Origin of the sequence: Asanoa ishikariensis, assembly GCF_900107455.1 — a bacterium.
Taxonomy (GTDB): Bacteria; Actinomycetota; Actinomycetes; order Mycobacteriales; family Micromonosporaceae; genus Asanoa; species Asanoa ishikariensis.
On sequence record NZ_FNQB01000001.1, the window covers coordinates 688,298 to 710,757 of the forward strand.

The 22,460-nt window shown below is 69.5% G+C and carries 18 protein-coding genes and 1 pseudogene; 17 read left to right on the forward strand and 2 right to left on the reverse strand.

Translation table 11 applies throughout. From position 1 onward, the window contains the following. Window positions 1-2 precede the first annotated feature (2 nt). A complete protein-coding gene (paaE, locus tag BLV39_RS03235; protein WP_090786946.1) occupies window positions 3-1,094 on the forward strand; it encodes a 1,2-phenylacetyl-CoA epoxidase subunit PaaE in 1,092 nt (363 codons plus the stop codon). On the opposite strand, the gene BLV39_RS03240 is transcribed toward paaE, so the two are convergent. Both BLV39_RS03240 and BLV39_RS03245 read right to left on the reverse strand, forming a co-directional pair. Next, entirely contained in the window at window positions 1,082-1,906 is an 825-nt protein-coding gene (locus tag BLV39_RS03240) for an SWIM zinc finger family protein (protein ID WP_090786948.1), read from the reverse strand. The genes paaE and BLV39_RS03240 overlap by 13 nt on opposite strands. Further along, a complete protein-coding gene (locus tag BLV39_RS03245; RefSeq protein ID WP_090786951.1) occupies window positions 1,906-4,791 on the reverse strand; it encodes a DEAD/DEAH box helicase in 2,886 nt (961 codons plus the stop codon). The genes BLV39_RS03240 and BLV39_RS03245 overlap by 1 nt, the downstream gene beginning before the upstream one ends. A gap of 81 nt (window positions 4,792-4,872) precedes the next feature. Between BLV39_RS03245 and mqnC the strand changes: the two genes are divergently transcribed. From mqnC to nuoL, 16 genes and pseudogenes are all read left to right on the forward strand, one after another. Next, complete coding sequence (mqnC, locus tag BLV39_RS03250; RefSeq protein ID WP_090786954.1) at window positions 4,873-6,063, forward strand: cyclic dehypoxanthinyl futalosine synthase; 1,191 nt, start codon at window positions 4,873-4,875, stop codon at window positions 6,061-6,063. Between the two features lie 320 nt (window positions 6,064-6,383). Then, window positions 6,384-7,547 carry a hypothetical protein gene (locus tag BLV39_RS03255; protein ID WP_090786957.1) on the forward strand — a complete coding sequence of 388 codons (1,164 nt, stop codon included), beginning with the start codon at window positions 6,384-6,386 and terminating at the stop codon, window positions 7,545-7,547. A gap of 73 nt (window positions 7,548-7,620) precedes the next feature. After that, a complete protein-coding gene (locus tag BLV39_RS03260; protein WP_090786961.1) occupies window positions 7,621-8,313 on the forward strand; it encodes a demethylmenaquinone methyltransferase in 693 nt (230 codons plus the stop codon). A gap of 187 nt (window positions 8,314-8,500) precedes the next feature. Next, window positions 8,501-9,784: a geranylgeranyl reductase family protein gene (locus tag BLV39_RS03265; RefSeq protein WP_090786964.1), complete on the forward strand. Its 1,284-nt coding sequence runs from the start codon at window positions 8,501-8,503 to the stop codon at window positions 9,782-9,784. 104 nt (window positions 9,785-9,888) lie between these two features. Beyond that, window positions 9,889-10,254, forward strand: coding sequence for an NADH-quinone oxidoreductase subunit A (locus tag BLV39_RS03270; RefSeq protein ID WP_090786966.1), 366 nt, complete (start codon window positions 9,889-9,891; stop codon window positions 10,252-10,254). A gap of 16 nt (window positions 10,255-10,270) precedes the next feature. Beyond that, the gene (locus BLV39_RS03275) at window positions 10,271-10,945 is read left to right on the forward strand and encodes a NuoB/complex I 20 kDa subunit family protein (RefSeq protein ID WP_090786969.1); all 675 of its coding nucleotides are present in this window, start codon (window positions 10,271-10,273) and stop codon (window positions 10,943-10,945) included. A gap of 23 nt (window positions 10,946-10,968) precedes the next feature. Beyond that, window positions 10,969-11,712, forward strand: a complete 744-nt coding sequence (locus BLV39_RS03280) for an NADH-quinone oxidoreductase subunit C (RefSeq protein ID WP_090791081.1) — start codon at window positions 10,969-10,971, stop codon at window positions 11,710-11,712. Then, the gene (locus BLV39_RS03285; protein ID WP_090786973.1) at window positions 11,709-13,037 is read left to right on the forward strand and encodes an NADH-quinone oxidoreductase subunit D; all 1,329 of its coding nucleotides are present in this window, start codon (window positions 11,709-11,711) and stop codon (window positions 13,035-13,037) included. Before BLV39_RS03280 ends, BLV39_RS03285 begins: the two co-directional genes overlap by 4 nt. Further along, a pseudogene (nuoE, locus tag BLV39_RS03290) lies at window positions 13,034-13,735 on the forward strand (NADH-quinone oxidoreductase subunit NuoE); the annotation flags it as partial. The gene BLV39_RS03285 and the pseudogene nuoE, both read left to right, overlap by 4 nt. A gap of 11 nt (window positions 13,736-13,746) precedes the next feature. Further along, the gene (gene nuoF / locus BLV39_RS03295) at window positions 13,747-15,066 is read left to right on the forward strand and encodes an NADH-quinone oxidoreductase subunit NuoF (RefSeq protein ID WP_090786976.1); all 1,320 of its coding nucleotides are present in this window, start codon (window positions 13,747-13,749) and stop codon (window positions 15,064-15,066) included. After that, window positions 15,066-17,504 (forward strand): NADH-quinone oxidoreductase subunit G, encoded by a 2,439-nt coding sequence (locus BLV39_RS03300; RefSeq protein WP_090786979.1) that lies wholly within the window; start codon window positions 15,066-15,068, stop codon window positions 17,502-17,504. Before nuoF ends, BLV39_RS03300 begins: the two co-directional genes overlap by 1 nt. Beyond that, a complete protein-coding gene (nuoH, locus tag BLV39_RS03305; protein ID WP_090786982.1) occupies window positions 17,501-18,889 on the forward strand; it encodes an NADH-quinone oxidoreductase subunit NuoH in 1,389 nt (462 codons plus the stop codon). Before BLV39_RS03300 ends, nuoH begins: the two co-directional genes overlap by 4 nt. A gap of 1 nt (window position 18,890) precedes the next feature. Beyond that, window positions 18,891-19,472, forward strand: a complete 582-nt coding sequence (gene nuoI / locus BLV39_RS03310) for an NADH-quinone oxidoreductase subunit NuoI (RefSeq protein WP_090786985.1) — start codon at window positions 18,891-18,893, stop codon at window positions 19,470-19,472. Next, a complete protein-coding gene (locus BLV39_RS03315; RefSeq protein WP_090786987.1) occupies window positions 19,469-20,230 on the forward strand; it encodes an NADH-quinone oxidoreductase subunit J in 762 nt (253 codons plus the stop codon). The genes nuoI and BLV39_RS03315 overlap by 4 nt, the downstream gene beginning before the upstream one ends. Further along, window positions 20,227-20,526, forward strand: coding sequence for an NADH-quinone oxidoreductase subunit NuoK (gene nuoK, locus BLV39_RS03320; RefSeq protein ID WP_089252461.1), 300 nt, complete (start codon window positions 20,227-20,229; stop codon window positions 20,524-20,526). Before BLV39_RS03315 ends, nuoK begins: the two co-directional genes overlap by 4 nt. Window positions 20,527-20,539: 13 nt before the next feature. Beyond that, window positions 20,540-22,459, forward strand: a complete 1,920-nt coding sequence (nuoL, locus tag BLV39_RS03325; RefSeq protein ID WP_090786990.1) for an NADH-quinone oxidoreductase subunit L — start codon at window positions 20,540-20,542, stop codon at window positions 22,457-22,459. Window position 22,460: the final 1 nt, after the last annotated feature.

Here is a 22,460-nt window from a genome sequence, read left to right on the forward strand (position 1 = left end):
CGATGAGCGTGACGATCAGCCGGCCGACCCGCCGGCGCCCGGTGTTCCACCCGCTGCCGGTGGCCGGCATCGACCGGCTGACCGACGACGCCGTCGCCATCACCTTCGCGGTGCCCGCCGAGCTGCGCGAGCAGTTCGCCTTCCGGGCCGGCCAGCACCTGACCGTGCGCAAGGTCGACGACGACGCGCGGCGCTCGTACTCGATCTGCTCGACGCCCGCCGAGTTGGCCGACACCGGGCTGCTCCGGATCGGCGTCAAGGAGATCCCTGGCGGCGTCTTCTCCAGCTACGCGGCCAGTGCGCTGCGCCGGGGCGACACGATCGACGTGATGCCGCCGCTGGGCAAGTTCACCTCGGCGTTCGAGGCCGGCCGGCAGCGGCACTACGGCGCGATCGCCGCGGGCTCGGGCATCACACCCGTCCTCTCGCTCGTCGCCACCGCACTCGCGGTCGAGGAACGCAGCCAGTTCACCCTGGTCTACGGCAACCGGTTCGCCCGCAGCGTGATGTTCGCCGACGAGCTCGGCGACCTCAAGGACCGGTACGCCGCCCGCCTGCACCTCGTACACGTGCTCTCCCAGGAACCCGGCGAGTCCGAGCTGCTGTCCGGCCGGATCGACGCCGACCGCCTGACCCGCATCCTCGACCGGCTCGTCCCGGCCGGCGAAGTCGACGAATGGTTCCTGTGCGGGCCGTACGGGCTGGTCACCGACGCGCGCAACGTGCTCACGGGTCACGGCACCGTGCACACCGAGCTGTTCCACGTCGACGAGGCACCCGAGCCGCCGCGCCGGCCCAGCACCGCCGACGACGCCGCACCCGTCGAGGTGTCCGTGCTGCTCGACGGCCGGGTCTCCACCCTGCGGATGCGCCGCGACGAGCGGGTGCTCGACGCCGCTTTGCGGGTCCGCTCCGAGCTGCCGTTCGCCTGCAAGGGCGGGGTGTGCTCGACCTGCCGGGCGCGGATCGTCGAGGGCGAGGTCACGATGGCCCGCAACTACGCGCTCGAGCCCGACGAGCTCGCCCGCGGCTACGTGCTGACCTGCCAGTCCAGCCCGGTCACCGACAAGCTGGTCGTCGACTACGACGGTTGATCATCGCCGAGGTCCCGATAGACGGGCCGGAGCAGGTCGACCAGGGGAATGTGCCGCACCCGCACCGCCGGTGGGTCCAGCACGCGCAGCAGCAGCTCAGGCGGCGCCGTCGGGCCGCCGCCGGGCAGTTCTTTGAGCTTCGCCAGCGACACGCCCGAGCTGTAGAAGTCGTCCACGCGCAGCGGCCGGTCAGGCATGTCCAGCGGATCGGCCGGGGGTTCCGCGACGACCGGCCCGCGCAGCGCGCTCAGCAGCACGTCGCGCTCCCGGCCGCGCCAGGCCAGCACCAGGAACGGGTCGTCGTCGAACGCCTCGGCGAGCAGGTAGAGCACCGCGGACAGGTGCTTGCAGGGAAAGCCCCAGTCCGGGCACGAGCAGCTCATGTCGAGCGCCGCCGGGAACAGCGGCAGCCCGAGGTCGTCGAAGATGGCCACGATCTGGGTCGGCATCTCACCGGCGAGCAGCTTGGCCCGGAACATCGCCTGGTGCGCCAGCGCCTCCTCGACCCGCGTCCAGGCTTCCCCGTCGAACACCGGGATCTTGACTTCCACCTGGTACGGCTCGGCGCGTGAGCCCTGCACCCGGGCGCTGAGCCGGCCCGGCTCGAGGTCGAGGTTGAGCACCTGGCCCTGGCGGGCGTACCGGCGGCCCCGGTCGAGCCGGCCCTTGTCGCAGATGCCCTCGAGGATGTCGATGAAGCGCCGCGACCACCACTCCTCGCCGATCGAGCCGCGCCGCGAGCGGGCCTTGATGCCGCCCTCGACCTTGATCGTCTTGCCGCCGTCGAACCAGCCGTCCGGACCGACCGGCATCAGCCCACCGCCTTCGGGTCGAGCGCGAACAGGTCGCGCAGCTCCTCGGTGGACAGCTCGGTCAGCCACTCCTCGCCGGTGCCGACGACCCGCTGAGCCAACGCCTTCTTGCGCTCGATCATCTCGTCCACCCGCTCCTCGATCGTGCCGGTGCAGACGAACTTGCGGACCTGCACGTTGCGCGCCTGCCCGATCCGGTACGCGCGGTCGGTGGCCTGGTCCTCGACCGCCGGATTCCACCACCGGTCGACGTGGATCACGTGGTTGGCGGCGGTCAGGTTGAGCCCCGTGCCGGCCGCCTTGAGTGACAACAGGAAGATCATCGGCTCCGGGTCGCTCTGGAACCGGGTGACCAGCTCGTCCCGCCGCTGCTTCGACAGTCCACCGTGGAGCCAGAGCACCGGCCGGTCGAGGTGGGCGGCCAGATAGGGCTGAAGCAGGGAGCCGAACTCCGCGTACTGCGTGAAGACCAGGCCCTTGTCGCCCTCTTCGACGATCTCCTCGGCCAGCTCCTGCAACCGGGCGAGCTTGCCGGACCGGCCGGCCAGCTTGGAACCGTCGCGCAGCAGGTGCGCCGGGTGGTTGCAGACCTGCTTGAGCCGGGTCATCGCGGCCAGCACGTTGCCACGCCGCTCGATGCCCGCGCTCGACCCGATCTTGTTCATCATGTCGTCGACGACGGCCTGGTAGAGCGCCGCCTGCTCCGGGGTCAGCGGACACCAGACCTTCATCTCCAACTTCTCCGGCAGGTCGGAGATGATGGTCTTGTCGGTCTTGAGCCGCCGCAACACGAACGGCCCGGTAGCCCGCTTCAACGCGGCGGCGGCGTCCTCGTCCTGCCGCACCTCGATCGGCTCCTGGTAGCGCCGCCGGAACGTCTTGGCCGGCCCGAGCAGACCCGGATTGGCGAAGTCCATGATGGACCAGAGTTCGGCCAGGTGGTTCTCGACCGGCGTGCCGGTCAGGGCGAGCCGGGTCCGAGCCGGGATGGCCCGCACGGCCTGCGCCTGCCGCGTGGCGGAGTTCTTGATGGCCTGCGCCTCGTCGCACACGACCCGACCCCACTCCACGGCCCGCAAGGCGTCGAGATCCCGCAACGCCGTCCCGTACGTGGTGATCACGAGATCGGAGTGCCCCAGTCTCGTTACGTCGCGGGTGGCGCCGTGGTGCACGTAGACGTCGAGCGAGGGCGCGAACTTCTCGGCCTCCTTGCGCCAGTTGCTCACCAGCGACATGGGACAAATCAACAACGTGGTCCCGGCGGCACCGCGCTCGCGCTCGGCGAGCAGCAACGACAACGTCTGGGCGGTCTTTCCCAAACCCATGTCGTCCGCGAGGATGCCGCCGATGCCCAGGCGCGAGAGGAAGTCCAGCCAGGACAAACCGCGTTCCTGGTACGGGCGCAGGGTGCCCTGGAAGGTGGTTGGGGTCGGGGTCGGTTGCAGGCGGTGGTCCGCGTCCCCGGACAGCAGGTCGCCGAGCCAGCCGTCCGCGTCGACCGCGACCAGGGGCAGGTCCTCCTCGCCGCCCGCGGCGACCTGGCCCAGCACCTCGGCGATCGTGAGCTCGCCGGTGCGGTGCTGCTCGACGGCTCGGATGGCGGCGGTGAGCTGGCGGTCGTCGAGCTCGACCCAGCGGCCCTTGACCCGCAGCAGCGGCACCTTCAGGCGGGCCAGGTCGTGCAGGTCCGCGGCGCTGATCTCCTCGTCGCCGACCATCAGGTCGACCTTGAAGTCGACCAACTGGTCCTTGCCGACACCCTGCGCGGCCAACGCCTTGCCGCCGCTGCCGCCGGCCGTCGACTTGGCGCGGGTGGTCAGCTTCAGGCCCAGGCTCTTGCGGCCGGCCCAGGCCGGTAGTTGCACCCCGTACCCGGCGGCTTGCAGGAGTGGCGCGGCCTGGCGCAGGAAGGTGAACGCCGCCGCCGTGTCGAGGATGCTCTCCGTGGGTTGCGCTTCGCGGAGTGCCTCGTCGAGCGGAGGGAACAGCCGGACCGCCCGGCCGAGGCCGGCGAGCAGGGTCTCGTCCGGGCGTGCGGGCAGGCCGGGCACGCGCTGGCCCGCCCAGATCACCGACGCGGGTACGTACAACGACGGGTCGTCGACCGACTGGAGCGCGAACTCGAGGTCCCAGCGGTCGGTGGTCGGCAGCGGTTCGACCAGCCGGAAGCAGACCCGGACCGGCTCGTTGGCCTGGTGCGCCGCGCGGTGCCAGGCGTCCAGCGCGGTGCGCAGCGCGGCCAGTTCCGGGCGTTGCGTGGCGGTCGCGGTGACCGTCGCGTCGTCGGCGGTCAGGGCCCGCATCCACCGGTCGGCGACCGGCGCCTTCGGACCGGGGCGGTGACCGAGCAACAGCCGCTCCGGCAGGGTGCGGCGGGCGGCCGCATCGGTGAACACGTCGAGCAGATCGCGCAGCACCTCGCCCGGCGGAGGTGCGTCGACGGCCCGGACCGCGCCGGGCATGGCCGTGGCCAACTCTCGGAACGCGGTGGCGTCGCGGCCGGTCAACACCGGGCGCCAGCGGGCCGCGTGCGCGCCGTCGGCGGTGACCAGCGCCGGGAGCAGCCGACCCCGTCGGAACAGTCCGGTGGCGTACGAGGCGACCACCGCGAGGTAGCGCAGGTCACCGCCCGGGGTCCAGTCCAGGTCCGACTCGAGCGCGCCCAGCAACTCCAGCGCGGCGGCGGGCTCCAGCAGAAGGGCCTCGACCGGCCACGCGGCCAGGGTGGCGCCGGCCGGCGGTTCGTCGTCGGCAGGCAAACGCAGGCCGTCCGCCGTCGGCAGGGTGAGGGTCAGCGTCGCGGGCTCGCCGGGCACGTCGGGTGGCGTCTGCTCACCCCACAGACCCAGCCGCCCGCCGGTCCAAACCCCGTGTACGACCTGCACCCTGACAACCTCCTACGCGACGCTCGACACTACCCGCGCGGTCCGACGAGCGGCCCGATCGGCGCGGGCTAGGCTCGGTGCGTGGATAACCGGCGGGAGATCGACGAGGTTCTGCAGCGGGGCGCCGACGGCGGGCGGATCACCGCCGAGGAGGCGTTGCTGCTCTACACCGAGGCGCCGTTTCATGCGCTCGGCGAGGCGGCCGACGCGGTGCGTCGCCGCCGCTATCCGGACGGCATCGTCACGTACCTGATCGATCGCAATATCAACTACACCAACGTCTGCGTGACGGCCTGCAAGTTCTGCGCCTTCTTCCGGGCGCCGAAGCACGCCGAGGGCTGGACCCACCCGACCGAGGAGATCCTGCGTCGCTGCGGCGAGGCGGTCGAGCTCGGCGCGACGCAGGTCATGCTCCAGGGCGGGCACCACCCGGAGTACGGCGTCGAGTACTACGAGGAGCTGTTCAGCTCCGTGAAGGCCGCCTATCCGCAGCTCGTCATCCACTCGATCGGCCCGTCCGAGATCCTGCACATGGCCAAGGTCTCCGGTGTGTCGCTGGACGAGGCGATCTCCCGGATCAAGACGGCCGGGCTCGACTCGATCGCCGGCGCCGGTGCGGAGATGCTGCCCGATCGGCCCCGCAAGGCGATCGCGCCGCTCAAGGAGTCGGGCGCGCGCTGGCTCGAGGTCATGGAGATCGCGCACGGGCTCGGTCTGGAGAGCACTGCGACGATGATGATGGGCACCGGCGAGACCAACGCGGAGCGCATCGAGCACCTGCGGATGATCCGCGACGTGCAGGACCGCACCCGCGGCTTCCGGGCCTTCATCCCGTGGACCTACCAGCCGGAGAACAACCACCTCAAGGGCCGGACCCAGGCGACCACCCTGGAATACCTGCGGTTGATCGCGGTGGCCCGACTGTTCTTCGAGAGCGTGCCGCACCTCCAGGCGTCCTGGCTGACGACCGGCAAGGACGTGGGCCAGCTCGCCCTGCACATGGGCGTCGACGACCTCGGTTCGATCATGTTGGAGGAGAACGTCATCTCTTCCGCCGGTGCGCGGCATCGGTCCAACTTGCACGAACTGATCTGGATGATCCGATCCGCGGGCCGCATCCCGGCGCAGCGGGACACGCTCTACAACCACCTGCGGGTGCACCACACGCCGGCCGACGACCCGACCGACGACCGGGTGGTCTCGCACTTCTCGTCGATCGCGCTGCCCGGCGGCGGGGTCGGCACGCCCCTGCCGCTCGTCGAACAGCACTGAGAACGTTTCAGCGGGCCCTTCGGCAACATTTCGGCAACGGTCAGCACACGATTGGTACCGCCTGCTAGCGGGCGGTTTTCCACGGTCGATAGCGTCCGTGGCGTCGCCGAGAACGCGACCAATGGCAGCGCCCATGAGACGCCGACCGCGAGACGGTCGTACATATAGAGCCGAGGCGGGATGGGAAACCATCCCGCCTCGGCGTTTTTCTATCTGATCACGGTCTAGCGCGGTCGCGCCGCGTGCGGTTAGCGTGCGCTGTTCCCCTTCTCAGCCGCCACACAGGCACCACTCGCCTCACAGCCCCCATGAGGAAGCAGATGAACACGCGCATGCGCGCCGTGGCCCTTCGCGCCGGTGCGGCCGCCGCTCTCGCGGTCGGCCTGGTCGCCGTCGCCGGCCCGGCGTACGCCGCCGATGGCCCGGACGTCGCCGTCACCCCGATCAGCCTCCACCTCGCCAAGGGCGTCAAGGAGGCGAAGGCCAAGCCGTTCCAGGTCGAGTTGCGCAACTTCGGCAACGCCGCGGCCAGCGACGTGTCCGTCAAGCTCGACCTGTCCGGCCTCAAGGGCAAGGTCGGCTACGTGACGCCGGACGGCTGCACGAAGTCGGGCCCGGCCGCGTACGCCTGCCCGATCGGTGACATCGCCGCCGACCAGGACGTGGTCATCGGCATCCCGCTCTTCAACGCCAACGGCAAGAAGGGCAACGGTGGCTCGTTCTCGATCACCGCGGTCGTTCCCGGCGACACGAACGAAGAGAACAACTCCGCGGACGTCGACGTCACCGTCGAGGCGAAGACCTACGACCTGACGGTCTGGGCGCAGGACATCTACGCCGACGTGGTCGCCGACGGCGACGAGGTCGGCGAGGAGGCCCGCACCCCGGTGGCACCGGGCGGCACCGCGCCGCTCGATTCGGCGATCTTCAACCACGGCAGCAAGCGCGTGGTCGGCATCGGCTACTCGGTGATGCTGCCGGCTGGGGCCTCGATCGCCGCGATGCCGGAGAACTGCATCGTGTGGGAAGACGTCAACGGCATCATCTGCGAGGACGACGAGGTCGTGCTCAAGCCGGGTGAGGTGCTGCTTCCGGAGATCAGCGTCAAGGTCGCCGACGACGCCACGGCCGGCGTGATCACGGACGGCATCATCGACGCCCGGGCGCTCGAGCCCGGTGCGACCGACCCAGAGCAGCCCGGCGACGAGGCGCGGGCGGCCACCCAGGAGCAGCGCAAGGAACTCGTCGACGCCGACGAGGCCGACAACCAGGCGCGCTTCGACATCTTCGTCGGTGCGGCCCCGACCGGCGAGCCGAGCACGCCGCCCGGCGAGCCCGGTGAGGGCGGCGGCGGTGGCCTCCCGGTCACCGGCCCGGCGGCCGGCATCATCGGTGGCATCGGCGCCCTGGTCGTCATCGCGGGCGTGGTGCTGTTCCTCGTCGCCCGCCGTCGCCGCATCGTCACGGTGACCCCCGACGCCTAGACACGGTCAGCCAGCAAGCGACACCTCGGCCCGCTCCCGAACTGGGAGCGGGCCGTTTCATTACAGTGGCCGGGTGACGCGAGCCAACCTGGACAAGCAGCCGCACGAGGTCGCCGAGATGTTCGACGGGGTGGCCGAGCGGTACGACCTGACCAACACCGTGCTCTCCTTCGGGCAGGACCGTGGCTGGCGGAAGGCCACCCGCGCGGCGCTGGAACTCCAGCCGGGCGAAAAAGTGCTCGACGTCGGCGCCGGCACCGGTGTCTCGACCGAGGAACTCGCCCGTTCCGGCGCGTACGCGGTCGGCGCGGATCTGTCGGTCGGAATGCTGCGCGCGGGCCGGCACACCAGGCCGACCGTTCCGCTGCTCGCCGGCGACGCATTGGCGCTGCCCTTTCCGGACGCCACCTTTGACGCCGTCACCATTTCCTTCGCACTTCGCAACGTCGTCGACACCCGTGGCGCCCTGCGTGAGCTGGCCCGGGTGACCAGGCCCGGCGGCCGGCTGGTGGTCTGTGAGTTCAGCCACCCCACCAACTTCACCTTCCGCACCATCTACCTCTCGTATCTGATGCGGTCACTCCCCGCGGTCGCCCGTCGGGTGTCCAGCAACCCGGACGCGTACGTCTACCTGGCCGAGTCCATCCAGACGTGGCCTAACCAGCGAGATCTCGCGGCACGGATTCAGGAGACCGGATGGGGCGACGTCGGCTGGCGGAATTTGTCGGGCGGAATCGTCGCGCTGCACCGTGCCACTCGCAAATGAGTGTTTTTCGGGAATGCCGGATTAGCGAAACGGACATCGATCGACAACTCGGTTCGGCCCTCGGGGTTAGGTATACCTAACTGGCCGTCCGCAGTATCCCCGGTTCTAGACTCCACCCGATGAGCTTGTGAAGCATTTCACGAGCCCGCGAGGAGCGAAGACAGCCGGAACCCCAGGGGGAGTCGTAGTGGCCGCCAGCAGGGACAACGACGCCGACGTGATCGTCGTCGGTGCCGGACCGGGTGGCTCCACTACCGCCTACCACCTGGCGCGGCACGGCGTACGCGTGCTGGTCCTGGAGAAGTCGCAGTTCCCCCGCGAGAAGGTCTGCGGCGACGGGCTCACCCCGCGCGCGGTCAAGCAACTGATCAAGTTGGGCCTCACCGCCGACGGCTCCTTCGAGGAGCAGGGCTGGCTGCGCAACAAGGGCCTGCGGGTGATCGGCGGCGGCGTGCGGCTCGAGCTCGACTGGCCCGACCTCGCCAGCTTCCCCAACTACGGGCTGGTGCGCACCCGCTTCGACTTCGACGACCTGATCGCCAAGCAGGCCGTGAAGGCCGGCGCCGACCTGCGCACCGGAGTGACCGTCACGGGCCCGGTGCTCGACGACACCGGCCGCGCGGTCGGCGTGACCGCCGAGGTCGAGGGTGGCGAGCCGCGCGAATACCGCGCGCCGCTGATCATCTCGGCCGACGGCGTCTCCGGCCGCTTCCCGCTCGCGCTGGGCCTGGCCAAGCGGGAGGACCGGCCGATCGGCGTGGCCGTCCGCCGCTACTACCACTCGCCGGCCAAGCACGACGACGACTACCTCGAGTCCTGGTTGGAGCTCCGCAGCAAGGAAGGCGGCGACCGCCTGCTGCCCGGCTACGGCTGGATCTTCGGCATGGGCGACGGCCGGGTCAACGTCGGCCTCGGCGTGCTCAACTCGTCGGCGGCGTTCGGCAAGACCAACTACCGGCGGATGCTCACCGAGTGGCTGGGCGCGACGCCGCCCGAGTGGGGCATGAACGACGAGGCCAACGCCGACGGCCCGATCCTCGGTGCCGCGCTGCCGATGGGCTTCAACCGCGTGCCGCACTACACCCGCGGTGTGTTGCTGGTCGGCGACTCCGGTGGCATGGTCAACCCCTTCAACGGCGAGGGCATCGCGTACGCGATGGAGTCCGGTGAGCTCGCCGCCGAGGTGGTCGCGCAGGCGCTCGGTCGCACCGGTGCCGACCGCGAGCGCGCGCTGGCCGCGTACCCGGCCGAGCTGAAGGCCCGCTACGGCGGCTATTACCGGCTCGGCAACATATTCGTGAAGATGATTGGCAACCCGCAGATCATGCGGATCGCCACGAAACACGGCATGCCGCACCCGACTCTGATGCGGTTCGTTCTCAAACTGCTGGCCAACCTCACGGATCCGCGCGGTGGCGACGCGATGGACCGAGTCATCAACGCGATGACCAAAGTGGTGCCAGCCGCGTAAGCACGGCACTTGGGCCCGACCCCGCCAAGCGAAGGCCCGCACAACGGTGAATACTCAGACGCTGATTCTCGACAGAGGGCAGGAAAGGACGAGCAGGGAAGACCATGACGCTCTCGCCGTACGCACCGATCCTGGGGCTCATGGCCCTGGCTGCCTTCTTCGCGCTGTTCTCCGTCGCGTCGGCCCGGATCGCCGGCCCGCGCCGGTACAACCGGGCCAAGCTCGACGCATACGAGTGCGGCATCGAACCTAGCCCGCAGCCCGTTGGCGGCGGCCGGTTCCCGATCAAGTTTTACCTGACGGCGATGCTGTTCATCGTCTTCGACATCGAAATCATCTTCCTGTACCCGTGGGCCGTGAGCTTCGATTCGCTCGGGCTGTTCGGGTTCGTCGAGATGGTCATGTTCATCGGCACCGTGTTCATCGCATACGCCTATGTCTGGCGTCGCGGCGGCCTGGACTGGGACTGAAGGGAGGCACGCCAGCATGGGTATCGAAGAGAAACTCCCCGCGGGCGTCCTGCTCACCTCCGTGGAGAAGCTCGTCAACTGGTCCCGCAAGTCGTCGGTCTGGGGCGCCACGTTCGGCCTGGCCTGCTGCGCGATCGAGATGATGGCGGCCGGCGGCCCGCACTACGACCTGGGTCGCTGGGGCATGGAGGTGTTCCGTGCGTCGCCCCGCCAGGCCGATCTGATGATCGTGGCTGGCCGGGTGTCGCAGAAGATGGCGCCCGTGCTGCGGCAGATCTACGACCAGATGGCCGAGCCCCGTTGGGTGCTCTCGATGGGCGTCTGTGCGAGCAGCGGCGGCATGTTCAACAACTACGCCATCGTGCAGGGCGTCGACCACGTCGTGCCGGTCGACATGTACCTGCCCGGCTGCCCGCCGCGGCCCGAGATGCTGATCGACGCGATCCTCAAGCTGCGCGAGAAGATCAATCACGAGCCGCTCGGCCCCAACGGCCGGCGCATGCTCGAGCAGCGCAAGGAGCGCGGTGACGTTCCCGTCGTGCCGTACGGCTCGATGCCTTCGTCCTACCGCAACGACAAGGCCCGGCGCGCCGAGTGGACCCAGGCGGTCCGCGACGGCCGCGAGGAACAGCTGCGGATCGAGAACTGGATGAAGGAAGAACGTCACCTCCAGGGAGGTGGGCGGTGGTGACCACCAGTCCTGACAAGGATCCCGTGACCGACGCACAGGCGCCCAGCGCCAAGCCCGGTGGCGGAGTGCCCGTGCAGGCGACGCCGGTCGGTGCCACCACCGGCGCCCCGGCCGAGCTGCCGCCGTCCTCTGTGGCCGGTCGCGGCATGTTCGGCATCTCCGGCTCCGGCGACACCTCCGGCTTCGGCGGCCTGGTCCGCCGGCGGGTGGGTGCCGGTGGCAGCGAGCGCCCGTACGGCGGCTACTTCGACGAGGTCTACGACGCGCTGGAGGAGGCCTTCCCGGGTCTCGACGACGCCATCGAGAAGGTGGTCGTCGACCGGGGTGAGCTGACCCTGCACGTCAAGGCCGAGCGGATCCTCGACGTCGCCCGCACGATGCGCGACGAGGAGTCGCTGCGCTTCGAGCTGTGCTCCTCGGTGTCCGGTGTGGACTATCTCGGCTCCGACGAGCGCCGGCTGCACGTGACCTACCACCTCACGTCGATGACCTACCGGCGTCGGGTGCGGCTCGAGGTCGCGGTCGGCACCGAACACCCGCACGTGCCGTCGGTCGCGCCGGTCTACCCGACCGCCGACTGGCAGGAGCGGGAGACGTACGACATGTTCGGCATCATCTTCGACGGCCACCCCGGTCTGACCCGCATCCTCATGCCGGACGACTGGGAGGGCTACCCGCAACGCAAGGACTACCCGCTCGGCGGGGTTCCGGTGGAGTACAAGGGCGCCGAGATCCCACCGCCGGACCGGCGGAGGAGTTACCAGTGACTACTAACCCCAGCTATGCCCCCGAGCGCGAGACGTCCGAGGGCAAGGTCTTCACCGTCACCGGTGGTGACTGGGACACCGTCGTCAACGGCACCGACCCGGTCAGCGACGAGCGCATCATCGTCAACATGGGTCCGCAGCACCCGTCGACGCACGGCGTGCTGCGGCTGATCCTCGAGCTCGAGGGTGAGACGGTCCGCGAGATGCGCTCGGTCGTGGGCTACCTGCACACCGGCATCGAGAAGTCGATCGAATACCGCAACTGGACGCAGGGCACGACGTTCGTGACCCGGATGGACTACCTCTCGCCGATCTTCAACGAGACCGCCTACAGCCTGGCGGTCGAGAAGCTGCTCGGCATCGAGGACCAGATCACCGAGCGGGCGTCCACCATTCGCGTGCTGATGATGGAGCTCAACCGGATCTCGTCACACCTGGTCTGGCTGGCCACCACCGGCATGGAGCTGGGCGCCATCTCGATCATGTTGTACGGCTTCCGCGAGCGCGAGTACATCCTCGAGATCTTCGAGATGATCACGGGCCTGCGGATGAACATGGCCTACGTGCGCCCGGGCGGCGTCGCGCAGGACGTGCCGGACAGCGCGGTCAAGAAGATCCAAGAGTTCCTCGTGATGATGCCGAAGCGGCTCAAGGAATACGAGGACCTGCTCTCCGGCCAGCCGATCTGGACCGAGCGGACCCAGGGCGTCGCGGTGCTCGACGTGACCGCCTGCGTGGCGCTCGGCGTGACCGGCCCGGTGCTGCGTTCCGCCGGCCTGCCGTGGGACCTGCGCAAGACCGAGCCGTACTGCGGCTACGAGAACTACGAGTTCGACGTGCCCACCTCCAACGACGCCGACGTGTGGGGTCGTTACCAGGTGCGGCTCGCCGAGATCCGTGAGTCGCTCAAGCTCGTCGAGCAGGCGCTCGACAAGCTCCGGCCGGGCCCGATCATGGTCGCCGACAAGAAGATCGCGTGGCCGGCACAGCTCGCGCTCGGCGTCGACGGCCTCGGCAACTCGCTGGAGCACGTCGCCAAGATCATGGGTCAGTCGATGGAGTCGCTGATCCACCACTTCAAGCTCGTCACCGAGGGCTTCCGGGTGCCGCCCGGCCAGGTCTACGTGGCGATCGAGGGCCCGCGCGGGGAGTTGGGCGCCCACGCGGTGTCCGACGGCGGCACCCGGCCCTACCGGGTGCACTTCCGCGAGCCCAGCTTCGTGAACCTTCAGGCGCTTCCCGCGATGGCCGAAGGCGGCCTGATCGCCGACGTCATCGCTGGCGGCGCCTCGCTGGACCCCGTGATGGGTGGGTGTGACCGATGACGACGCCAACGACGGTCTTCGACGAGGAGATCCGACAGCGGGCCAGGGAGATCCTGACGCGCTACCCGGCCGACCGCGCCCGGTCCGCCCTGCTGCCGCTGCTGCATCTCGTGCAGTCGGTCGAGGGGCACGTCTCCCCGGCCGGTGTGGAGTTCTGCGCCGAGGTGCTGGGCATCAACAAGGCCCAGGTCGGCGCGGTCGCGTCCTTCTACACGATGTACAAGCGCCGCCCGACCGGTGACTACCTGGTCAGCGTCTGCACCAACACGATGTGCAACGTGCTCGGCGGCCAGGAGGTCTACGACACGCTCAGCGAGCACCTCGGCGTCGGGCACGACGAGACCACCACCGACGGGTCGATCACGCTGGAGCACGCCGAGTGCCTGGCGGCCTGCGACTACGGCCCGGTCGTGACCGTCAACTACGACTTCTTCGACAACGTCACCCCCGGTGCCGCGGTCGACCTGGTCGACGAGCTCCAGCGGGGCAACCGTCCGCAGCCCAGCCGCGGCGCCCGGCTCTGCACGCTCAAGGAAATGTCGCTCCAGCTCGCCGGCTTCCCGGACACCCGAGACGACGCGGTCGCCGACGGCGTCCCGGGCGAGCCGACGCTGCGCGGCCTGCACCTCGCACAACAGCACGGCATCGCGGTCGCGGGGTTCAACCCGGACACCCCGATCAAGAAGGCCGGCGCCAAGGAGGACAAGAAGTGACCACCACTCCTCGGCGGGAAGTTCTCGAGAAGCTCACCCCGGTCCTGACCAAGCGCTGGCTGTCGCCGAACGCCTGGGCGCTGAAGACCTACGAGCAGCTCGACGGCTACGCGGCGCTCAAGAAGTCGCTGAAGGCCAACCCCGACGACCTGATCCAGCTCATCAAGGACTCGGGCCTGCGCGGCCGTGGCGGCGCGGGCTTCCCGACGGGTTTGAAGTGGGGCTTCATCCCGCAGGGCGACGGCAAGCCGCACTACCTCGTCGTCAACGCGGACGAGGGCGAGCCGGGCACCTGCAAGGACCTGCCGCTGATGACGCACGACCCGCACTCGCTGATCGAAGGCGTGATCATCGCGTCGTACGCGATCCGCGCCGAGCGGGCCTACATCTACATCCGCGGCGAGGCCGTGCACGCCGCTCGCCGGCTGCGCAACGCGGTCGTCGAGGCCTACGACAAGGGCTACCTCGGCCGCAACATCCTCGGCTCGGGCTTCAACCTCGACGTGGTCGTGCACAGCGGCGCCGGCGCGTACATCTGCGGTGAAGAGACGGCGCTGCTGGACTCGCTCGAGGGCTTCCGCGGCCAGCCCCGCCTGCGCCCGCCGTTCCCGGCGACCCACGGCCTCTACGCCTCGCCGACGGTGGTCAACAACGTCGGCACCATTGCCAGCGTGCCCTACATCGTGCTGGGCGGCGCCGACTGGTGGAAGACGATGGGCACCGAGAAGTCGTCGGGCCCGATGATCTACTCGCTGTCCGGCCGGATCAACAACCCGGGGCAGTACGAGGCCTCGATGGGCATCACGCTGCGCGAGCTGATCGAGCTCGCCGGCGGTATGCAGGAGGGTCACGAGCTGCGCTTCTGGACCCCGGGTGGCTCGTCGACCCCGCTGCTCACGGCCGACCACATGGACGTGCCGCTCGACTTCGAGGGTGTGGCCGGTGCCGGCAGCATCCTGGGCACCACGGCGACGCAGCTCTTCTCCGACCAGGACTGCCCGGTCTACGCGACGTTCCGGTGGCTGGAGTTCTACCACCACGAGTCGTGCGGCAAGTGCACTCCGTGCCGCGAGGGCAATTACTGGATGGTCCGGGTCTACCAGCGGATCCTGTCCGGTCAGGGCACCCACGAAGACCTCGACACGCTGCTCGACACCTGTGACAACATCCTGGGCCGCTCGTTCTGCGGTCTGGGCGACGGCGCGACGAGCCCGGTGACGTCCTCGTTGCAGTACTTCAAGCAGGACTACCTCGACTACATCGAGGGCCGGACGGCTCCGCGCCTGTCCGACAAGGCTCTCGTGGGGGCGCACTGATGACGGATGTAGCCAAGAAGGCCGACGAGGTCACGCTGACCATCGACGGCGTCGAGGTGACCGCGCCGAAGGGGACGCTGCTCATCCGCGTCGCCGAGCAGCTCGGCATCGCGATCCCGCGGTTCTGCGACCACCCGCTGCTGGCGCCCGCGGGCGCCTGCCGGCAGTGCCTGGTCGAGGTCGAGGGGCAGCGCAAGCCGGTCGCCTCCTGCACCCAGGCGGTCGCCGACGGCATGGTGGTCAAGACCCAGCTCAGCTCTCCGGTCGCCAAGAAGGCGCAGGAGGGCATCATGGAGCTGCTCCTGATCAACCACCCGCTCGACTGCCCGATGTGCGACAAGGGCGGTGAGTGCCCGCTCCAGAATCAGGCGATGTCGACCGGTCGGGCCGACTCGCGGTTCCACGAGCACAAGCGGGAATACCCCAAGCCGATCAACATCTCCTCGCAGGTCCTGCTGGACCGCGAGCGGTGCGTGCTCTGCCAGCGCTGCACCCGGTTCTCCGAGGAGATCGCGGGCGACAAGTTCATCGACCTGATGAACCGCAGCAGCAACGAAGAGATCAACGTCTACCGCGACGAGGTGTACGACGCCGACGCGGGCGAGGACGCGGAGGGCGACGTCCCCTTCAACTCCTACTTCTCCGGCAACACGGTGCAGATCTGCCCGGTCGGCGCGCTGACCGGTTCGCAGTACCGGTTCCGGTCGCGGCCGTTCGACCTGGTTTCCTCCCCGTCGACGTGTGAGCACTGCGCTTCGGGCTGCAGCATGCGGACCGACCACCGGCGCGGGAAGGTGCTGCGCCGACTGGCCGGCGACGACGCGGCGGTCAACGAGGAGTGGAACTGCGACAAGGGTCGCTGGGGCTTCCGCTACGCGACCGCCACCGACCGGCTCACCACACCGCTGGTCCGCGACGCGGCCACGGGCGAGTTGCGTGAGGCGTCCTGGAGCGAGGCGCTGAGCGTCGCCGCCGAGGGGCTGCGCACCGCGCGCGACGGCGCGCACGGCGTCGGCGTGCTGACCGGCGGCCGGCTGACCGTCGAGGACGCGTACGCGTACGCCAAGTTCGCCCGGGTCGCACTCGGCACCAACGACATCGACTTCCGTTCGCGGCCGCTGTCGGTCGAGGAGACGGAGTTCCTGGCCTCCTCCGTCGTCGGCACCACCGATGTCACGTACACCGACATCGACTCGGCGCCGGCGGTGGTCATCGTCGGGCTGGAGCCCGAAGAGGAGTCGCCGATCCTCTTCCTCCGCCTGCGCAAGCAGTTCACCAAGCGCAAGCTGCCGATCTACGCGCTCTCGCCGTACGTGACGCGGGGCCTGGAGAAGCTCGGCGCCAAGGTCGCCCGGATCATCCCGGGCGAGGAGGCGCGGGTGCTCGCCGAGCACGACGTGGTCGCCGAGGCGCTCAAGGCGCCGGGCGCACTGCTGCTCGTCGGCGAGCGGCTCGCCTCGGTGCCCGGTGGCCTGTCGGCCGCCGCGGCCCTGGCGGAGCGCACGGGCGCGAAGCTGGCCTGGGTGCCGCGGCGCGCGGGTGACCGCGGCGCGGTCGACGCGGGCTGCCTGCCGAACCTGCTGCCCGGTGGCCGGCTGGCCGTCGACGCGGCGGCGCGGGCCGAACTGGCCGGCGCCTGGGACGTGGCCGCGGGCGTGATCCCGAGCCAGCCCGGCCGTGACACCGACACGATGCTGGTGGCCGCGGCCGGTGGCCGACTCGGCGCGCTGGTCGTGGCCGGCGTCGACCCGGCCGACCTGTCCGACCCCAAGCTCGCCGAGCAGGCCCTCGACGCGGTGCCTTTCCTGGTCAGCCTCGAGGTCCGGCTCAGCGCGGTCAGCCGCCGGGCCGACGTGGTCTTCCCGGTCGCACCGGTCGCCGAGAAGGCCGGCAGCTTCCTCGACTGGGAGGGCCGGCTGCGGACCTTCGAGACGGTGCTGCCGACCGAGTCCATGAACGACGGCCGGGTGCTCGACGCGCTCGCCGCCGCGCTGGACGTCACGCTCGGCACGGGCGACGTCAACACGGTCCGCCGCGAGCTCGGTAGCCTCCCGGTGACCCGGGCCGACCGCCCGCACGCGCCGCTGCACGAGCCGACCGACGTGGTCGAGCCCGGCGACGGCGAGGCGGTGCTGGCGACCTGGCACCAGCTCATCGACCTGGGCAGCCTGCTCGACGGCAACGAGGAACTGGCCGGCACGGCCCGGCCGCCGGTGGTCCGGCTCGACAAGGTGACCGCCGAGGCGATCGGCGTCGCCGACGGCGACGCGGTCACCGTCGGCACCGGCCGCGGTGCGGTCACGCTGCCGGCGATGATCACGGAGATGCCGGCCGGCGTCGTCTGGCTGCCGACCAACTCGCCCGGTGCGACCACTCGGCGGACGCTCGGCGTCACCTCGGGCGCGGTCGTCTCGATCTCGGCTGGAGGGGTTCGATGACGCCTGCGGTGTACCTCGCGCAGGACCCGACGCTGTCCGACTTCGGGCACGATCCCTGGTGGATCGTGCTTATCAAGATTGTCTTCGCGTTCGTCTTCGCGGTGCTCGCCACGCTGCTCGGCGTCTGGTTCGAGCGGCGCGTCGTCGGCTTCATGCAGGTGCGGCCCGGCCCCAACCAGGTCGGCCCGTTCGGCCTGCTGCAGACGCTGGCCGACGGCCTGAAGATGGCCTTCAAGGAAGACATCCTGCCGAAGGCCGCCGACAAGGTCGTCTACTTCTTCGCGCCGACGATCTCGGTGATCTGCGCGGTGACCGCGCTGGCGGTCATCCCGTTCGGCCCGATGGTGAGCATCTTCGGCCACCAGACGCCGCTGCAGGTCACCGACGTCTCGGTGGCCGTGCTGGTGATCCTGGCCGCGTCCTCGATGGGCATCTACGGCATCGTGCTGGGCGGCTGGGCCTCGGGTTCGACGTACCCGCTGCTCGGTGGTCTGCGGTCGAGCGCCCAGATGATCTCGTACGAGGTCGCCATGGGTCTGTCGATCGTCGCGGTGTTCATGACCGCCGGCACGATGTCGACCAGCGGCATCGTCGCTGCCCAGGCCGGCAGCGACCGGAGCGCCTCGCTCGGCGGCTTCGACTTCTTCGCGCCCGGCTGGTACGCGATCCTGCTGCTGCCCAGCTTCGTCATCTACTTCATCTCCGCCGTCGGTGAGACCAACCGCGCGCCGTTCGACCTGCCCGAGGCGGAGTCCGAACTGGTCGCCGGCTTCATGACCGAATACAGCTCGCTGAAGTTCGCGCTGTTCATGCTCGCGGAATACGTGAACATGGTGACCGTCTCCGCGGTCGCCACGACGCTGTTCCTCGGCGGCTGGCGTGCGCCCTGGCCGATCAGCATCTGGTCCGGAGCCAACGAGGGTTGGTTCGGCCTGATCTGGTTCTTCGCCAAGGTCATCCTGCTGGTGTTCGTCTTCGTCTGGCTCCGCGGCACGCTGCCCCGGCTGCGCTACGACCAGTTCATGCGGCTCGGCTGGCGAGTGCTGCTGCCGATCAACCTGGTCTGGATCCTCGCGCTGGCCGGCATCCGGGTGCTCCAGAAGGAGAACAGCGACGCGGTGCGCTGGGGGATCATCGGCGGCGCGTTGGTCGTCATCCTGTTGATCACCCTGCTCTGGCCGGACCGCAAGAAGCGCCCGCAGGTCACGCTGCAGGAACAGGTCAACCAGCGGCCGCAGGGCAGCTTCCCGCTTCCGCCGATGGACCTCGTGGTGCCGCCGAGCCCCCGGGCCCGGCGTGGGGTGGCGGAGCGGCAGCCGGCCAACGTGGGCGGTGGCGCACCCGACGTCATCGAGTCCACCACGTCCGAAGAGAAGGAAGGCTGAGATGGGCGCCATCACGGGCACGTTCAAGGGCTTCGGCGTCACGTTCTCGCACATGTTCCGCAAGATCGTGACGACCGACTACCCGTTCGAGCCGGCTCCGGCGGCACCGCGCTACCACGGCCGACACATCCTCAACCGGCACCCGGACGGGCTGGAGAAGTGCATCGGGTGCGAGCTGTGCGCCTGGGCCTGCCCGGCCGACGCGATCTACGTCGAGGGTGGCGACAACACCGACGAGCAGCGCTTCTCGCCGGGTGAGCGGTACGCCAGCATCTACCAGATCAACTACGCCCGCTGCATCTTCTGCGGTCTGTGTATCGAGGCGTGCCCGACGCGTTCGCTGACGATGAGCAACGAGTACGAGCTCGCCCGCGACTCCCGCCAGGACCTGATCTTCACCAAGGAGCAGCTGCTCGCGCCGCTGCTGCCCGGCATGGAGCAGCCGCCGCACCCGATGCGGCTGGGCGAGACGGAGAAGGACTACTACCTCGGCGCGCTCACCAACCCGGGCACCTCGGCCGGCGCCGAGAAGGCACCGTGGTCGGAGACCGGCACGAAGGACGCGACGGGAGAAGCGTCATGACCAACATTGCGTTGGCGGCGACGGTCACCACCGGTGAGGCGGTGACCTTCTGGATCCTCGCCCCGCTCGCGCTGCTCGGCGCGATCGGCATGGTGGCGGCACGCAACGCCGTGCACTCGGCGCTCTGGCTGGTGCTGACCATGCTCTGCCTGGGCGTGTTCTACGTCGTGCAGGCCGGTCCGTTCATCGGCATGGTGCAGATCATCGTCTACACCGGCGCGATCATGATGCTGTTCCTGTTCGTGCTGATGCTGGTCGGCCGGGACGCGTCGGACTCGCTGATCGAGACACTGCGCGGCCAGCGGGTCGCCGCGATTCTCGTCGGGCTCGGCTTCGCCGGCCTGGTCGGCACGCTGGTCGCCCGCTCGGTCAGCGACACCACGGCGGTGGGCCTGGAGGCGGCGAACCGCGACGGCAACGTCCAGGGCATCGCGGCGCTGCTGTTCACCAACTACGTGTTCGCGTTCGAGGCGACCTCGGCGCTGCTGATCACCGCGGCGGTGGGCGCGATGGTGCTGGCGCACATCCACAAGCCGAAGAGCGAGCGGCTGGGCCAGCCGGACCTCATGCGGCTGCGCTTCCGCGCCGGCAACCACCCCGGGTCGAAGGCCGGCCCCGGCGTGTACGCCACCTCAGACTCGGTCGCCACCCCGGCGCGGCTGCCGGACGGCACGCTCAGCCGGGCAAGCATTCCCGAGATCCTCCCGACGCGTGAGCTCAGCCCGCGCGAGACCGCCCCGAAGGGCACCGAGAAATGAACCCGAGCTACTACCTGGTGCTGGCCGGCATCTTGTTCACGATCGGTGCCGTGGGCGTGTTGATCCGCCGCAACGCGATCGTGCTCTTCATGTGCATCGAGCTGATGCTCAACTCGGCCAACCTGACGCTGGTCACGTTCAGCCGGATCAACGGCAACCTCAATGGCCAGATCATCGCGTTCTTTGTCATGGTCGTCGCCGCGGCGGAGGTCGTGGTCGGTCTGGCGATCATCATGACGATCTTCCGGACGCGACGCTCGGCGAGCGTCGACGACGCGAACCTGCTGAAGTACTAGAGGGGCCGTATTCGTGGAACAGACGATCGAGTACGCCCACGCGACGGGCGTACTGGGCAGCGTGTGGCTGCTCATAGCCATCCCGCTCGTGAGCGCGGCGGTCATCCTGCTGCTCGGCCGCCGGAGCGCGAAGTTCGCGCACTGGCTCGGCACAGCGGCCATCGGCTCCGCCTTCGTGCTGACTTTGATCTACTTCTTCTCGCTGCGCGACCAGCCCAACCGGGCGGTGGAGCGCAACCTGTGGGAGTTCATCCACGTCGGCAACCTCAAGGTTGACATCGGTCTGCTGTTCGACCCGCTGGCCGCCGTCTTCTGCCTGCTGATCACCGGTGTGGGTTTCCTGATCCACCTGTACGCGGTCGGCTACATGGCGCACGACGAGCGCCGGCACACCTTCTTCGGCTACTTCAACCTCTTCGCCGCCGCGATGTTGCTGCTGGTCCTCGGCAACAACTACGTGATGCTCTACCTCGGCTGGGAGGGCGTCGGCCTGGCGTCGTACCTGCTGATCTCGTTCTGGTACACGCGTCCGGCGGCGGCGACCGCGGGCAAGAAGGCGTTCCTGATGAACCGCGTCGGCGACGCCGGCCTGGTCATCGCGATCTTCACGATGTTCGCCTACCTCGGCTCGACGAACTACGCGGACGTCTTCAACGGCGTCGGCGGCCTGTCGTCGACCGTCGTGCTGCTGATGGGCCTGCTGCTCCTGCTCGGCGCGACCGGCAAGTCCGGCCAGTTCCCGTTGCAGGCGTGGTTGCCGGACGCGATGGAGGGCCCGACCCCGGTCTCGGCCCTGATCCACGCGGCCACGATGGTGACCGCGGGCGTCTACCTGATCGCCCGGTCCAACGCGATCTTCTCGGCCAACGAGGTGCTGCAGACCGTCGTGGTGAGCGTCGGTGCGCTGACGCTGCTGATCGGCTGCATCATCGGCGCGGCCAAGGACGACATCAAGCGCGTGCTGGCCTGGTCGACGGTCTCGCAGATCGGCTACATGTTCCTGGGCGTCGGTCTGGGTGGCGGCGCGTACGCGCTGGCGATCATCCACCTGCTCGCGCACGGCTTCTTCAAGGCCAACATGTTCCTCGGCGCCGGCTCGGTCATGCACGGCATGAAGGACCAGGTCAACATCCGCCGCTTCGGTGGGCTGTGGAAGCTGATGCCGTGGACGTTCGGCACGTTCACCGCCGGCTGGCTGGCGATCGTCGGCTTCCCGGGCTTCTCCGGCTTCTTCACCAAGGAGCCGATCATCGTCGCCGCCTTCGAGCGTGAGGGCTGGACTGCCTGGCTGTTCGGCTGGGCCGCGCTGCTCGGCGCCGGGCTCACCGCGTTCTACATGACCCGGCTCTGGGTGCTCACCTTCCTCGGGCCGAAGCGGTGGACCGAGGACATCGACCACCCGCACGAGTCGCCACCGATCATGGTCGGGCCGCTGGTGCTGCTCGCGATCGGCTCCGCGATCGCCGGTGGCCTGATGGCCAGCCCGGTCGCCAAGTGGCTCGAGCCGCCGCTGCCAGAGGAGGCACATGACCTGCACCCGGTCATGTCCCACGGGGTGATCACCACGCTCTCGCTGGTGCTCACGTTCGCCGGCATCGGCCTGGCCTACCTGCTGTTCCGCCGCGGCACCGCCGTGGTCGAGCAGCCGGCCGGTGTGGTCGTCACCGCGGCCCGCCGCAACCTCTACGCCGACGCCTTCAACGAGATCGTCTTCGAGAAGCCCGGCATCTTCCTGACCCGCGCGCTGGTCTTCCTCGACAACCGGGGCATCGACGGCGCGGTCAACGGCCTCGCGGCCGCGGTCGGCGGCGGCTCCGGCCGGTTGCGTCGGCTGCAGACCGGCTTCGTCCGGTCCTATGCGATGTCAATGATGACCGGCGCGCTGCTCGTGGTCGCCGCGTTCGTCGCCGTGCAGATGGGATGGCTGAGCTAGC

What these genes read in the sequence shown, in the direction of transcription:
- BLV39_RS03315 (WP_090786987.1), top strand. Translation starts at nt 19,469, where the DNA reads ATGACCAACATTGCGTTGGCGGCGACGGTCACCACCGGTGAGGCGGTG.
- nuoH (WP_090786982.1), top strand. Translation starts at nt 17,501, where the DNA reads ATGACGCCTGCGGTGTACCTCGCGCAGGACCCGACGCTGTCCGACTTC.
- BLV39_RS03270 (WP_090786966.1), top strand. Translation starts at nt 9,889, where the DNA reads ATGACGCTCTCGCCGTACGCACCGATCCTGGGGCTCATGGCCCTGGCT.
- BLV39_RS03240 (WP_090786948.1), bottom strand. Translation starts at nt 1,906, where the DNA reads ATGCCGGTCGGTCCGGACGGCTGGTTCGACGGCGGCAAGACGATCAAG.
- paaE (WP_090786946.1), top strand. Translation starts at nt 3, where the DNA reads ATGAGCGTGACGATCAGCCGGCCGACCCGCCGGCGCCCGGTGTTCCAC.
- BLV39_RS03255 (WP_090786957.1), top strand. Translation starts at nt 6,384, where the DNA reads ATGAACACGCGCATGCGCGCCGTGGCCCTTCGCGCCGGTGCGGCCGCC.
- BLV39_RS03275 (WP_090786969.1), top strand. Translation starts at nt 10,271, where the DNA reads ATGGGTATCGAAGAGAAACTCCCCGCGGGCGTCCTGCTCACCTCCGTG.
- nuoI (WP_090786985.1), top strand. Translation starts at nt 18,891, where the DNA reads ATGGGCGCCATCACGGGCACGTTCAAGGGCTTCGGCGTCACGTTCTCG.
- BLV39_RS03300 (WP_090786979.1), top strand. Translation starts at nt 15,066, where the DNA reads ATGACGGATGTAGCCAAGAAGGCCGACGAGGTCACGCTGACCATCGAC.
- nuoK (WP_089252461.1), top strand. Translation starts at nt 20,227, where the DNA reads ATGAACCCGAGCTACTACCTGGTGCTGGCCGGCATCTTGTTCACGATC.